Origin of the sequence: Rhizobium grahamii (assembly GCF_009498215.1) — a bacterium.
In the GTDB taxonomy this organism is placed as follows: domain Bacteria; phylum Pseudomonadota; class Alphaproteobacteria; order Rhizobiales; family Rhizobiaceae; genus Rhizobium; species Rhizobium grahamii_A.
This window is the reverse complement of sequence record NZ_CP043499.1, coordinates 1,795,420-1,808,388: the sequence shown is the minus strand read 5'-3', so window position 1 is coordinate 1,808,388 and position 12,969 is coordinate 1,795,420. Positions and strand designations below refer to the sequence as shown.

General features: G+C 59.8%; 13 protein-coding genes and 1 pseudogene. 11 read left to right on the top strand and 3 right to left on the bottom strand.

All coding sequences use genetic code 11. The annotated features are described in order from the left end of the window. Window positions 1-18 precede the first annotated feature (18 nt). Entirely contained in the window at window positions 19-1,206 is a 1,188-nt protein-coding gene (uxuA, locus tag FZ934_RS27015) for a mannonate dehydratase (RefSeq protein WP_153273840.1), read from the top strand. Window positions 1,207-1,301: 95 nt separating this feature from the next. Here uxuA and FZ934_RS27010 read toward each other — a convergent pair whose 3' ends face one another. Both FZ934_RS27010 and FZ934_RS27005 read right to left on the bottom strand, forming a co-directional pair. After that, window positions 1,302-2,300: a LacI family DNA-binding transcriptional regulator gene (locus tag FZ934_RS27010; RefSeq protein WP_153273839.1), complete on the bottom strand. Its 999-nt coding sequence runs from the start codon at window positions 2,298-2,300 to the stop codon at window positions 1,302-1,304. 7 nt (window positions 2,301-2,307) lie between these two features. Then, window positions 2,308-3,315 carry a Gfo/Idh/MocA family protein gene (locus FZ934_RS27005; RefSeq protein ID WP_153273838.1) on the bottom strand — a complete coding sequence of 336 codons (1,008 nt, stop codon included), beginning with the start codon at window positions 3,313-3,315 and terminating at the stop codon, window positions 2,308-2,310. 199 nt (window positions 3,316-3,514) lie between these two features. Here FZ934_RS27005 and FZ934_RS27000 point away from each other — a divergent pair, with 199 nt between their 5' ends. The 9 genes and pseudogenes from FZ934_RS27000 to FZ934_RS26960 all read left to right on the top strand — a co-directional run bounded on the left by FZ934_RS27000 (window position 3,515) and on the right by FZ934_RS26960 (window position 11,273). After that, entirely contained in the window at window positions 3,515-4,807 is a 1,293-nt protein-coding gene (locus FZ934_RS27000; protein ID WP_153273837.1) for an ABC transporter substrate-binding protein, read from the top strand. An 80-nt stretch (window positions 4,808-4,887) separates the two neighbouring features. Beyond that, window positions 4,888-5,775: a carbohydrate ABC transporter permease gene (locus FZ934_RS26995; RefSeq protein WP_153273836.1), complete on the top strand. Its 888-nt coding sequence runs from the start codon at window positions 4,888-4,890 to the stop codon at window positions 5,773-5,775. A 1-nt stretch (window position 5,776) separates the two neighbouring features. Beyond that, entirely contained in the window at window positions 5,777-6,688 is a 912-nt protein-coding gene (locus tag FZ934_RS26990) for a carbohydrate ABC transporter permease (RefSeq protein ID WP_153273835.1), read from the top strand. Between the two features lie 19 nt (window positions 6,689-6,707). Continuing rightward, window positions 6,708-7,792 (top strand): annotated as a pseudogene (locus FZ934_RS26985) (ABC transporter ATP-binding protein). A gap of 13 nt (window positions 7,793-7,805) precedes the next feature. Beyond that, complete coding sequence (locus FZ934_RS26980; protein WP_113362338.1) at window positions 7,806-8,540, top strand: ThuA domain-containing protein; 735 nt, start codon at window positions 7,806-7,808, stop codon at window positions 8,538-8,540. A 130-nt stretch (window positions 8,541-8,670) separates the two neighbouring features. After that, complete coding sequence (locus tag FZ934_RS26975; protein WP_153273834.1) at window positions 8,671-9,315, top strand: ThuA domain-containing protein; 645 nt, start codon at window positions 8,671-8,673, stop codon at window positions 9,313-9,315. Between the two features lie 144 nt (window positions 9,316-9,459). Then, window positions 9,460-9,663, top strand: a complete 204-nt coding sequence (locus FZ934_RS26970; RefSeq protein WP_153273833.1) for a hypothetical protein — start codon at window positions 9,460-9,462, stop codon at window positions 9,661-9,663. A gap of 226 nt (window positions 9,664-9,889) precedes the next feature. Continuing rightward, window positions 9,890-10,558: a GntR family transcriptional regulator gene (locus FZ934_RS26965; protein ID WP_432443649.1), complete on the top strand. Its 669-nt coding sequence runs from the start codon at window positions 9,890-9,892 to the stop codon at window positions 10,556-10,558. A 40-nt stretch (window positions 10,559-10,598) separates the two neighbouring features. Beyond that, the gene (locus FZ934_RS26960; protein WP_153273831.1) at window positions 10,599-11,273 is read left to right on the top strand and encodes a GntR family transcriptional regulator; all 675 of its coding nucleotides are present in this window, start codon (window positions 10,599-10,601) and stop codon (window positions 11,271-11,273) included. Between the two features lie 55 nt (window positions 11,274-11,328). On the opposite strand, the gene FZ934_RS26955 is transcribed toward FZ934_RS26960, so the two are convergent. Further along, window positions 11,329-12,222 carry a LysR family transcriptional regulator gene (locus tag FZ934_RS26955; RefSeq protein ID WP_153273830.1) on the bottom strand — a complete coding sequence of 298 codons (894 nt, stop codon included), beginning with the start codon at window positions 12,220-12,222 and terminating at the stop codon, window positions 11,329-11,331. 124 nt (window positions 12,223-12,346) lie between these two features. Between FZ934_RS26955 and FZ934_RS26950 the strand changes: the two genes are divergently transcribed. Then, a complete protein-coding gene (locus FZ934_RS26950) occupies window positions 12,347-12,958 on the top strand; it encodes a glutathione S-transferase family protein (protein ID WP_153273829.1) in 612 nt (203 codons plus the stop codon). The last annotated feature ends 11 nt before the right edge of the window (window positions 12,959-12,969 follow it).

Genomic DNA, 12,969 nt, shown 5'->3' with positions numbered 1-12,969 from the left:
GACACCAAGGAGGAACAGATGCGCCAAGGTTGGAGATGGTTCGGGCCGCAAGCACCCGTGACGCTTGACGAGGTGCGCCAGACTGGAGCGACCAACATCGTTTCGTCGCTGCACCAGGTGCCGATCGGCCGCGCTTGGACCGAGGCCGAAGTCCGCGAACGGCAGGCCCTGATCGAAACAACGCCGCCCGGTCGCTCGAGCCTGACCTGGTCGGTCGTCGAGAGCATCCCGATCCCCGATGCCGTGAAGCGTAATGGCGGACGGGCAAAAGCCGAAATCGAGAGCTGGATCGCTAGCCTCGAAGCTGTTGCTGCCTGCGGAATCCCGATCGTCTGCTACAACTTCATGCCCGTCGTAGACTGGACACGCACAGAGCTCGACTACGTCATCGATACCGGCTCGACCGCCATGCGTTTCGATCACGAGAAATTCGCCGCCTTCGACCTCTTCGTGCTCCAGCGCGCAGGGGCCGAGCAGCAATATTCCGAGGCAGACCGGTCCCGTGCCGCCGAGGTATTCAAGGCGATGGGCGAGGACGAGATCGCCGACATTACCCGAAACATCACCTCTGCCCTGCCGGGCTCAACGACCGAGCCGCTGACGATCCCGCAATTTCGCGAAAAGCTCGCGGCTTACGAGGGCATCGACGCCGCGAAACTGCGACAACACCTCATCGAGTTCCTGGAGGCCGTGACACCCGCCGCCGAAGCACGCGGTGTGAAGCTGACACTGCATCCGGACGACCCGCCGCGCTCGCTCTTCGGTCTGCCGCGCATCGCATCGACTGCCGATGATTATGCGGCCCTCTTCGACGCTGTCCCCTCTGAAGCAAACGGCATGTGCTATTGCACCGGCAGCCTTGGTGTCCGCGCCGACAACGACCTCCCGGCGATCGCCCGCCGCTTCGCATCGCGTATTCATTTCGCGCATTTGCGGGCCACCAAGCGCGAGGGAGATGGGCGTAGTTTCCACGAAAGCGCGCACCTCGAGGGCGACGTCGATATGGTCGCCGTTCTGAAGGAGCTCGTCGCCGAGGATAGCCGGCGTGCGGCGGACCAGACCATCGTGTTCCGCTCCGATCACGGCCATCGGATGCTCGATGATCTCAACAAGACCGTCACACCGGGCTATCCGGCGATCGGCCGCCTACGCGGCCTGGCGGAGCTTCGCGGCATCCTTTACGCGCTTGGCGCCCAGCCGAACTAGCACGGCCGGCGCGGCGGGATATTGAGTCTCGCCGCCCGATGCCTTCGTGTGCGTGCAACGCAGTTCCCTTCGCGACCGGAAACAGGCAGCTATTTCTAGGCCGTTGAGCCCCATCGCGCCGTGCAGGTCAGGGTGATGCTGTGCGGACCTTCCAGTTCGGCATCGTGACGCTCGATAAGCTCCACAACCGCATCGATGAAAGCGACATGATCGAGGCTGAGCGTCGTCAGATCGTTGCAGTCCCAGGCAGCCATCGCGATCCCATCCTGGCCAACAATGGCAATATCATCAGGCGTGTTCTTGCCAAGCACGCGCCGGGCCGCGTCCCGCGCACCGATCGCCATGACGTCATTGCCGCAAATGATGGCATCGACCTTGGCGCGGTGAAGCAGCAGCACAGCCTCCTTGAAACCGGAGTCGTAGCTGTAGTCGCCGAACGCCTCCGCCTGCAGGGCGAGCCCTCGCTTTGCGAGGGCATCGGCAAACCACTTGCGCCTGAGCTTGTCGATCCAGCTGGATTTTGTTCCTGATAGATAGGCGAAGCGCTTCTTTCCATCACCGACGATCTTGTCGATGATCTCGTCGGCAGCCGCCGATCCGTCTATGCGGATGCTGGAGACCTTTTCATTATCGAGCGGTTCGAAGGAAACGATGATCGGCTTTGTCGTATGAAATATATCGACCGCATCCTGCATCGATACCATGTCGGAGAAGACGACGACGTGATCGACTTGGTAGGTTGAGGCAAGCCGCATCAGTTGCAGCCGGTCGTCGTGATCGGCGCAGCACAGAATGATCGGCAGAAGCTGCCTTTCCTGCAGCCGATGAACCAGAAGCTGCTGCTCCTCCGCTTCGCACGGATTGCCGATTGCGTTGACGACCAGCGCCACGAGCCGCGACCGCTGATTGTTGAGCGAGCGCGCAATCGCATTCGGCTGGTAGCCATATTCACGAGCAACGGCCAGTATCCGATCGCGGGTCGCGCTTCCGATCCTGGAGTCGGGCGAGAAGGCCCGCGAGATCGTGGCAGACGACACCCCGGCGAGCTTTGCCAGTTCCTTCGAGGTGATCCGTCGCTTGTTCATTTCCAGCATTCCACGCCTATGGCGCGACGATCCTGACGGGCGCCCCGTCTGCCGCAGCCGATTCCTTGATTGCGTCCCAGAGCCTAGCGAATCGCAGGCCCATTTCAACGGAGCCGGTGTTCTCAATCGCCCCGGCGCGAATGGCGAGGAAGTTTTTCATCGGATTTCCGAGAATTTCCGCCTCTTCGCGCGGTTCGGCATTGCGCCCGACGCTGATCTCCCGCCATCCGCCCCAGGCATCGATGCGAACGATTGCCTTCGAATAGAAAAAAGTGATGTAGGAGGCACAACCGGGAGGACCTTCGCCGGCAGCCGTCAGCGTCGCCAGCGCGCCGTTCTTCAGGCGGGCGGAAACGGCCGTAGCGATGTCGACCTTCTTGCCATGATTGTTCATATACGCCGACACGCTCTCAAAATCCGAATTCGCGAGCAGGCAGACGGTGTTCATCAGGTGCGCGCCCGTATCGAACATGAATCCGCCGCCCGAAATCTCCGGCTGCTGCTTCCAATGACCGTCGTAGTTCCCGGACCAGCTTTCCCAGATCATTCCGGAGATTGCGATCAGATCCCCGAACTCGCCGGTTAGCGCGCGCCTGCGGGTATCGATCACCAGGGGCGAAAGACCGCCCTGGAATGCAGTTACAACGGTGACGCCGCTCTTCTTCTGCGCCGCGATCAGCCGTTCCGCCTCAGCAACCGTCGTCACCATAGGCTTCTCAAGGAAAAGGTCGAGCCCGGCTTCCGCGACCGCCGTTGCCTGCTCTCCATGAAAAGCGTGCGGCGTGGAGACGTAAACGATGTCCAGATCATCACGGCAAGTCGCCAGCATCTCCCGGTAGTCATCGAAGCTGCGCGGCTCTGCGGCCCCAGCCGCAACGCACACATCGATCAGGCGCTGGCGGGAGGAAGGGATCGTGTCGGCGAGCGCGACGAATTCGATCTCGGGCATGAGCGCCCAGCTCGCCGCATACTCAGCCGCCTTCAAGCCTGCGCCGATGACGCCAAGCCGCAGTTTCCCTGACATGAAAAATCCTCCCGAAATGCACTATGTAAACGGTTACACAAACGAGACAGCAAAGACAAGATTTATTAAATCACATAAAATCAATGAATTATGGCCTGCAACAGCAATCTCTGAAAACAGACTTGCCTGCGAATGGAATACGTGTACATTTTTCATCGTGGTGCTGGAGGGCGCCGCGAACCAAAAGGGAGGACTTCCGTTGAAGAAGACGGTCATTGGTGGCCTGTGCGCCATTCTGCTCAGCGCCGTTTCGACGCTGGCGCATGCTGAGACAATCCGAATTGCCAATCACGGTCAGGCCGGCATCGACGCCATGAAGGCGACGGTCGAGAAGATCGAGAAGAAATACGGCGTGACCGTCGAGGTCGTCGAATACCCCGCACCGGACAAGGACTACCTGACCAAGCTCTTGACCGAACTCGGCGCCGGCAACGCGCCGGACCTGTTCTCCATCCCCACGACCGCGGCCGTCGCCGATATGGTCGAGGCTGGTTACCTCACCCCTGTCACCAAGGAAATCAAAGCCTGGGACGGCTATGCCAATTTCTATGATGTCGCCAAAAAGCTGGCAGTCAGCCCCGACGGTGAGACCTATGTGATGCCGTTCATGCTCGGCATCCAGGAAATCTATTACCGCAAGGATGTTCTCGATAAAGCTGGCATCTCGACGGAACAGCCAAAGAGCTGGAAGGAACTTCTCGATCGCGCCGCTGAAATCAAGAAGAAGACCGGCGCCTACGGACTGCTTTTCCCGGCCGGCGTTTCCTGGGGAAGCGGCGCCTTCGACGAGGGCTTCCAGCACCTGATCGTCGGTTCGAAGACGCCGCAGCTCGTCGATGCTGATGGCAAGCTCGATCTGAATGGCGAGGGCGTGAAGGATGCCTTCGACGTCTACAAGCAACTGATCGACAACGACCTCATGCCGACGCAGCCGCTGCTCGGACCGGAGCCATGGGTCGTGCCGAAGTACCAGATGTTCCCTTCCGGCAAGCTCGCTGCCACCACCTGCGGATCCTGGTGCTACATCTTCGACTGGGGCCGTGAGAGCAAGAATCCGATTCCTGAGTTAACGAAGGTTGTCGGCACTTGGACCGTTCCCGGTCAGAACGGCGGCCAGTATGTCCTTGCCAACCTTGCAGCCCCGTGGGCGGTTAACGCCAAGTCGGCCAATGTCGAGCTCGCCAAGAAAGCCTTGATGGAAATCGGTTCCGTCGAAACGCAGGTTTCCTATGCAGCCCGCATCGGCAACATTCCGGCGAGCAAGGATGCGGCTAAGAACGCCGACTTCCAGAAGCTGACGGAACTTGTTCCGATCCATGCTGCGGCCGAGAACGGCACATTCCTCAAGCAGGCGTCCGGCTTCGGCACCGTTGCCGAAGGTGTCGCCCGCGCCACGGAAGCGCTGCTGCGCAAGGAAACCGACGCTGCCGGCGCACAGAAGATCCTTGTCGACTACGTCAAGGAAACCCTCGGCGACGAGGTTGTGAAGTAAGCCTCCTCTTACTCACCGCCAGGAGACGCGGCCCGATCCGCGTCTCCAAATTTCCGTTCGAACGAGTAGCAGAGCTTTCCATGGCCCTAAACGTCCACGAAAGGCGCACTGAACGACAGCTTCTTTTGATCCTGTTGCCTTCGCTTGCGCTGCTTTTGGCCTTCGTGATCTATCCCGCGCTTTACTCGGTCTATCTGAGCTTCACCAACGAAGCATTGACCGGGGCCGCGGCCTTGCGGCCGCGCTTCGTCGGTATCCGGAACTATGCGCGACTGTTGAACGATGCGAAGTTCTGGAACGCTTTGCTTGTCACATTCCTGTTCGTCGTTGGATCGGCTGTCATCGGGCAGTTCGTGCTCGGCCTCGTTTCGGCGATGGCGCTTCGCCGCCGCATTCATTTCCGGCGCCTCTTCTCCTCGATCATTCTTCTCCCGAATGCCGCGCCCGAGGTGGTCGCTGGCTTCATGTGGATTTCGATGCTGGCCGGCGGAGAGCAGGCAACGCTCAGCCGCATCGTCAGCTTCTTTGGGGTAACGCCCGCCGACTGGTTGCAGGTCTTTCCGCTGTCGATGATCATCATCGTCAACATCTGGCGCGGAATTGCCACCGCCATGATCCTGCTGACCGCAGGGCTCAGCACCATTCCCACCGAAATCTACGAAGCCGCGCGCATGGACGGCGCGACGCCATCGCAGATGTTTCGCCGGATCACCCTGCCGCTGATGATGCCGACCATTCTTCTCTACATGCTGATCTCGGCAGTCTCGACCATAGCGGTCTTCGGCCTCGTCTACGCCCTCACCCGCGGCGGGCCGGGCGGAGCGACGGAACTCGTCAGCATCTACATTTACAATCAATCCTTTACGGCGTTCCAGCTTGGCTACGGCGCCGCAGTGGCCGTGGTCGCGCTGCTGATCTCGCTTGTGCTCGGCATCGGCTATGTCCGCGCCATGAAAGTGGAGGTCTGAGATGACGGTGATCTCCCCAAGCGAAAACGCCAACAAGACGCGATCGGACCTGCTTGCCTATGCAACGCTGTCGCTGATCTCGATCTTTTGTGCGGTTCCTTTCTTCTGGGTACTTCTCGCCTCGTTGGACGGCAACGCCCAGCTCTTTCTTCGCTGGCCCGAGCAATGGACGCTCGCCAACTACATCCGTGTCTTTACCAAGGAAGACGGAGCGAAATGGCTGTTCAATTCGCTCTTCGTCGTCGGCGGCGCCACGGTTCTGGTGATGGTGCTGGCAGGCCTTGGCGGGTATGCTCTGTCGCGCACCCGGGCCTGGTGGAAACTGCCGTTCCTCTATGCGATCCTGTTGATCCGCGTCCTGCCGCCGACCGCGCTGGTCGTGCCGCTCTATAAGTTCCTGCTGACGTTGAACAATGCCGAAGGCGCTATCCTCCGGCCGATCTTCGGCGAGTACGCACGGCCCATCATGCGCTGGACCGGCTTCATCGACGGCTATCTCGGCCTGATCCTCGTGCTCGCGACGATGCAGCTGCCATTGGCGCTCTGGATCATGAAGACGTTCTTCGACGGCCTTCCGCGCGACTACGAGGAAGCGGCACTTATGGACGGCGCGACCCTGGTTCAACGCATTCGTCGCGTTCTCATTCCGCTGGCATTGCCGGGTCTTGCTGCCGCCGGGCTGTTTGCCTTCATGTCCGCCTGGGGTGACTTCCTGCTGCCGTTGATCTTTCTCTCCTCTCCGGAATTGCAGACCCTGCCACTTGGCCTGTTCCGCGCATTCCTTCGCATCAACGAGATCGACTACGGCCTGCTTGCCGCACTCGCCTTTATCTATCTCCTGCCGGCAGTCGTCGCCTTCGGCTTTGCGCGTCGCTTCCTCGTGCAGACATTTGCCGGCGGCGTCAAAGGCTGACACCAGAAAGAGCTACACGATGATTAATCTCAGGAACGTTCGCAAATTTTACGGTGCATTGGAGGTCATCAAGGGCGTTGATATCACTGTGGAAGACGGCGAGTTCGCGGTATTCGTTGGACCATCCGGCTGCGGAAAGTCCACCCTGCTGCGGATGATCGCGGGCCTTGAGGGCATCGACGATGGCGATCTCATTCTCAACGGAAAACGCATCAACGACGTCCCGCCAGACAAGCGCGGAATCGCGATGGTATTCCAGTCCTATGCCCTCTATCCACATATGACGGTCGCCGAGAATATCGGCTTCTCGCTCAGCCTGAAGAAGGTGCCAGAAACGGAGATCCGCCGGCAAGTGGAAGCGGTAGCCGAGATCCTGCAGCTGACCGACTATCTCGACCGTCGTCCGGCGGCCCTGTCAGGCGGGCAGCGGCAGCGCGTTGCTATCGGTCGCGCAATCATCAAGAAGCCGTCGCTGATCCTTTTTGACGAACCGCTCTCCAATCTCGATTCCGCCCTTCGCGTTCAGATGCGCGCCGAACTGCAGCGCCTGCACCGCGAGCTAAAGGCAACGGTCGTTTATGTGACGCATGATCAGGTCGAGGCGATGACGATGGCTGACCGCATCGTCGTCCTCAACAAGGGTGTTGTTGCACAGCAGGGGGCGCCGATGGCGCTCTACCATCAGCCAGACAACGAGTTCGTCGCCACCTTCATCGGCTCTCCAAAGATGAACACCATTCCGGTGTCGATCACGAAGCCGGTTGCCGGCAGGCTCCATGCCCAAAGCCCGCTTGGCTTGAACCTCGACCTGCCCGACGCCGATGGGGCTGTTCCGCCGGGCCAGGCGACACTCGGCATCCGTCCGGAGCACCTGAAGATCACCACGGGAGGCCAGGGCGATCTATCCGCAGAGGTCATGATCGTCGAGCGTCTGGGGGTCGAGACCTACATGACCGTCGGCTCGCAGGAGCAGCCAATCGTCGTCCGCGCCGAAGGCGACATCGCGCTCAGACCGGCGATCGCGTCTCGCTAACGGCGGATACATCCGCCTGCCACCTGTTCGATTCCGCCGGCCGGGTCATCCGTTCGGCACAAGTTTCATAACATCGAGGATACCATGACAATCAAGGTCACCATCTGGAACGAAGGCCGTCACGAGCAGCTGCACAAGGAGGTCCAGGAGATCTACCCGGACCGTATCGACGGCGCGATCGCAGCCGGTATCGCCAACCCGGACTTCGAAATCCGTCGCGGCACGCTCGACGATCCCCACGAGGGGCTCCCGGATTCTCTTCTCAATGACACCGACGTCCTGCTGTGGTGGGGGCACATGGCTCATGAAGAGGTCAGCGACGGTCTGATCGATCGGATACAGCAGCGCGTGCTCAAAGGTATGGGCCTTGTGGTCCTGCATTCGGGGCATCACTCCAAGCTGTTTCGGCGACTGATGGGGACAAACGCCAATCTCTCCTGGCGCGAAACGCCGCAGGGCGATCTCGAGCGCGTCTGGGTGGTCAACCCGGCACACCCGATCGCCGAGGGATTGCCGCCGTTCTTCGAAGTGAACGCGTCCGAAATGTACGGCGAGCCCTTCGACATTCCGCAACCCGACGAACTGGTTTTCATCTCCTGGTATTCCGGCGGCGAAGTGTTCCGCAGCGGCTGCACGTGGCAGCGCGGTCGCGGTCGCATCTTCTTCTTCAGCCCCGGCCACGAGACCTATCCGATCTACCACGACGCGACCGTGCACAAGGTCATCTCGAACGGCATCCGTTGGGCGAAGCAGAGCCACACGGACGGTCGGATCCTCGAAAACTGGCATCGCGCGGAACCGATTCACGCTCGGCCCTAAAGCGAGAACGATCGGGCGGTCATTTGCGTGACCGCCCCTGTCGCTTTCCAGTTGCAAAGGCCTGAATGTCGATCTGGAGCTTTGCTGCCCTATTGTGTAGGACATGGCCGAGGAATAGCGGGAGGCAGTTTTGCGAAAGGCGATCATCGTTTGGGGCGGATGGCAGGGCCACGAACCGGAGGAGTGTGCGAGGGCAGTTGCCGCGTTGCTGCGCGAGGAGGATTTCGACGTCCAGGTGACGGATGATCTCGCGATCTTTGGCTGGCGAGCGGTCGCCGAAGCAGACCTTCTCGTCCCCATCATCACGGGAGAGAAGCTTGAAAAGCCCCACGCGGACGCACTTGTCGAGTCCGTGCGAAACGGGCTGGGATTGGGCGGCCACCACGGCTCACTCGCCACGTCTTTCAAGGAAAGCGCACCGTTTCGCTATCTCTGTGGGGTCACATGGGTTTCGCATCCCGGCAACATCATCGATTTCCGCGTCAACGTGACCAAGCCTCACGATCCTGTTGTGGCTGACATCCCGGATTTCGATTACCGGTCCGAGCAATATTACCTTCACTTTGATCCTTCGATCGACATCCTGGCGACGACGCTCTTCAGCGGAGAGCATGATCCCGCGTGCCGCAATGTGACGATGCCGGTTGCGTTCAAACGTCAGTTTGGCACAGGTCGCGTGTTCTACTCGGCACTGGGACATGTCGCCGCCGAGTTCGAGAACCCCCACATGCGGCGAATACTGCAACGCGGACTTTCCTGGGCTGCACGCGGTTGATGCCGAAGTCGTGCGGATTAGCTACCTCCGACGGACAATTTCCCTACTAGATCTAAGGTATTCAAAATAATCGTACCGTATGGTACTTTATTTCGATTGTCGCCTCGATTCTGCGACACCTCGATGAGACTTGAAGGGGAGCATATGACCGCACGTCGACACAGCTGGGGCGACCTTGATCGTGACGCACGGCCGTCCGGTGATCTCCAGCACCCGACTGCGGAAGAGCGTTTGTCGCAGCGGGAAAGTCTTCCGGCGATCAAATTGCATTTCGATATGAGCAAGAGCTTCGTCGACGCCGTCTTTGAAGTGAGCAAGAAGCGCGCAAGAAGATCAAATAACAGCTAGCCGTCCAACCTGATTGGCTGGCGGTGTCGATAAAGCCTACGCCGCCGCCCCGCGCGCGTATGATCCCGCGCCTGGGAGAGGAAGCAGTTTCTCGATCGATGTCTCACGTTTGGCCACGACTGACGACCATTGGACGGGCCGTTGAGCGCCCCATCGTCGATCAACGCTTGCGTGGGAAGATCAATGGCAGCATATGATAAAAAGCCAAATCTCAAAGAGAATCTCATTGCCCCAGGAAACATCCACCGAAACCATTGCAGAAAGCAGCTATCGCAGGATTCGGGCCGACATTCTTTTTGGCCGTCTGCCGCCAGGCCAGAAATTGAAACTCGATAACCTGAAGACGGCATACGACACGAGCATCAGTACTCTGCGCGAGATACTCAACCGGCTGTCATCGGAGGGCCTTGTCGTCGCCGAGGGCCAGCGCGGTTTCGAGGTCTCCCCCATGTCCGTTGCGGATTTGAAGGAGATAGCCGAGCTGCGCCTGCTTCTGGAGACTCATGCGCTCGAGCAGTCGTTTGCCCGCGGCGAGATGGAGTGGGAAGCGCGGCTTGTGTCCGCGCACTACAAGCTGGCACGCATGGAGCAAGCGATGGCGTCGGGTGACACCAGCCACGCGGAAGAATGGAAGCGGTACGACTGGGAATTTCATCAGGCGTTGATTTCGGCCTGCGGCTCAAAGCTGCTGATGGAGGCACACGCGGCCGTCTTCGACAAATACCTGCGCTATCAGATGGTAGCGCTCTCCTATCGTGGCGCGGTCGCCGCACAGGAACACCAGCATCTGCTCGACGCGGCCCTCAAGCGCGATGGCGAGACTGCGAAGATGATATTGGTCGCGCATATCCAGGGCGGAGTGGAGCACGCACTGGCCAAGGGACCGCTCCCCTGAGAAGAATGGTGCTCCACCTTTACAGGGATCGGGAAATGTCATGCTGAAGCCGTTGAGCGCACCTGCCGAGACCGTGAGTGATGTCGTCTTCCGACAGATCCGGCAGGACATCATCGCAGGCGTCCTTGCCCCGGGCGCCAAGATCAAGCTCGAACAGGCAAAGGAGCGCTACTCGATCAGTATTTCATCATTGCGGGAGATACTGAGCCGACTGACGACCGAAAACCTCGTCGTGGCCGAAGGACAGCGCGGCTTCGAGGTAAGTCCGGCGTCACGCCAGGAGCTTGCTGAACTGGCCGATCTCCGAACGGTCCTCGAGTCCCACGCGATCGGCCTGTCCTTCGTCGCCGGCAATCTCGAATGGGAGGGCCGGATCGTCGCCGCCTATCACAAGCTCACGGCCGCAGAGAGAAAACTGTTGGCCGGTGATGCGTCGCGCACCATGGATTGGGTTCGATACGACTGGGAATTCCACCAGGCAATCGTCTCCGCCTGCAATTCCGCAACCTTGATGGCGACCCTCTCGTCGGTCTTCGACCGCTTTCTTCGCTACCATATGCTCGCGCGCAGCTTTCGAGGACAAGCCGTCGTCGACGACCACAAGCTGCTGTTCGAACTTGCGCTTAAACGCGATATCGACGGCGCGCGTGCGGTCGTCCACAGGCACGTCCGAAGCGGCGTCGAGCACGTGCTCCAAAGCGGCCGGCTTCCCTGACAACGATGCTCAAATAGTGTCATTAGACGAACGCCTGAAGCGACCAACAGAACTTCTATCGCAGGACAGTGCGCAGACGTGGCGCTGCGAAATCGAGGAATGCCCTGAGCTTCAACGGCAGAACTCCCTGCGAAATGTGTACAAGATGGACCGGTGACGGGGGTTGTTCGAACTCCTCCAGCAGCGGAATCAGGAGGCCATCCTCGACCGCGCGCTTGGCCTGATACGACATCACTCTTGTAACGCCCAATCCAGCGACGGCCGCGTCGACGGCCGCCTCGGCCGTGTTCACCGACAGCCGCGGGCGCACGGACACTGAAATGTCCTGTTTCCCTTCCCTGAAAGTCCAGGACTGCGCCGACAATATGCCCTCGAAAGCCACGCAGTCGTGGCTCGCAAGTTCATGAGGATGAACCGGTCGCCGATGGCGTTTCAGATAGTCGGGGCTGGCATAGACAATACGCCGAATGGAGCCGAGCCTGGTGGCGATCAGGTTGTTTTCCGAGAGATCGCTGATGCGGAGTGCGACATCGATGTGCTCATCTGCAAGGCTGACTGAGCGGTCACTCATCGTGAGCCGCATATTGATATCAGGAAACGCTTTCAGGAATTCGGTGATCACCGGCAGGATGTGCAGGCGGCCGAAGACGATCGGCGCCGTCATCGTCAGATCGCCCTTCGGGGCCAGATACTCGCCCGAGGCGCGACGCTCCGCCTCCTCGACGCGACCCAATATCTCGCGTGCAGCGCCGACATAACCTTCCCCCGCTTCCGTCAGCAGAATCCTTCGGCTGGTCCGCGTTATCAATCGGACGCCAATGTGGGCTTCAAGCTCGGCAATCTTGCGGCTAACCGTCGGAAGCGGCGACCGCAGTGCCCGCGCGGCGGCAGACAGGCTGCCATTGTCCACCACCGCCAGAAAGACGCTCATAGCGTCGAGACGATCCATATCTTCATTCCATAAATCGAGAGGATGCCTATCGAAATAGAAGCCTACTACAGAAAATTGGAAACAACTACTTTGCGTGCAGGTCTTCGGGCCGATGATCTCAATCGCCGCAAAGGAACTCGCGATGAAACTTTATCACTATCCGCTATCGGGCCACGCGCACCGCGCCGTCCTCTTCCTGTCGCTGCTTGGCGTGAAAGCAGACCTAGTGGAGGTCGATATTCCAAATGGCGGTCACAAAGCACCCGACTACCTGAAGCTCAATCCATTCGGCCAGGTTCCGGTCCTCGAAGACGAGGGCGTGGTGGTGAACGATTCCAATGCGATCCTGGTTTACGTCGCCACGAAGCTCAATCGGAAGGATTGGCTGCCCGATGATCTGCCGACGATTGCAAAGGTTCAAAAATGGCTTTCGGTCGCTGCTGGTGAGATCGCCTACGGCCCCTGCGCCGCGCGCCTCATTACGGTCTTCGGCGCCGACTTTCGCGCAGACGAGGTGATCGCCCGCGCGCACCGGATTCTCAAGCTGATCGAAAGCGAGCTCACAGAGCACCGTTTCATCGTTGGCGATCGGCCGACCATCGCCGACGTTGCGCTCTACAGCTACATCGCCAACGCGCCCGAAGGGAATGTGGATCTGAAGCCGTACCCCGAGGTGCGCCATTGGCTGGCGCGTATCGAAGCTTTGCCTGGCTTTGTCGAGTTTACCACCACGCCTGCCGGGCTCGCGGCCTAACGACATTGATG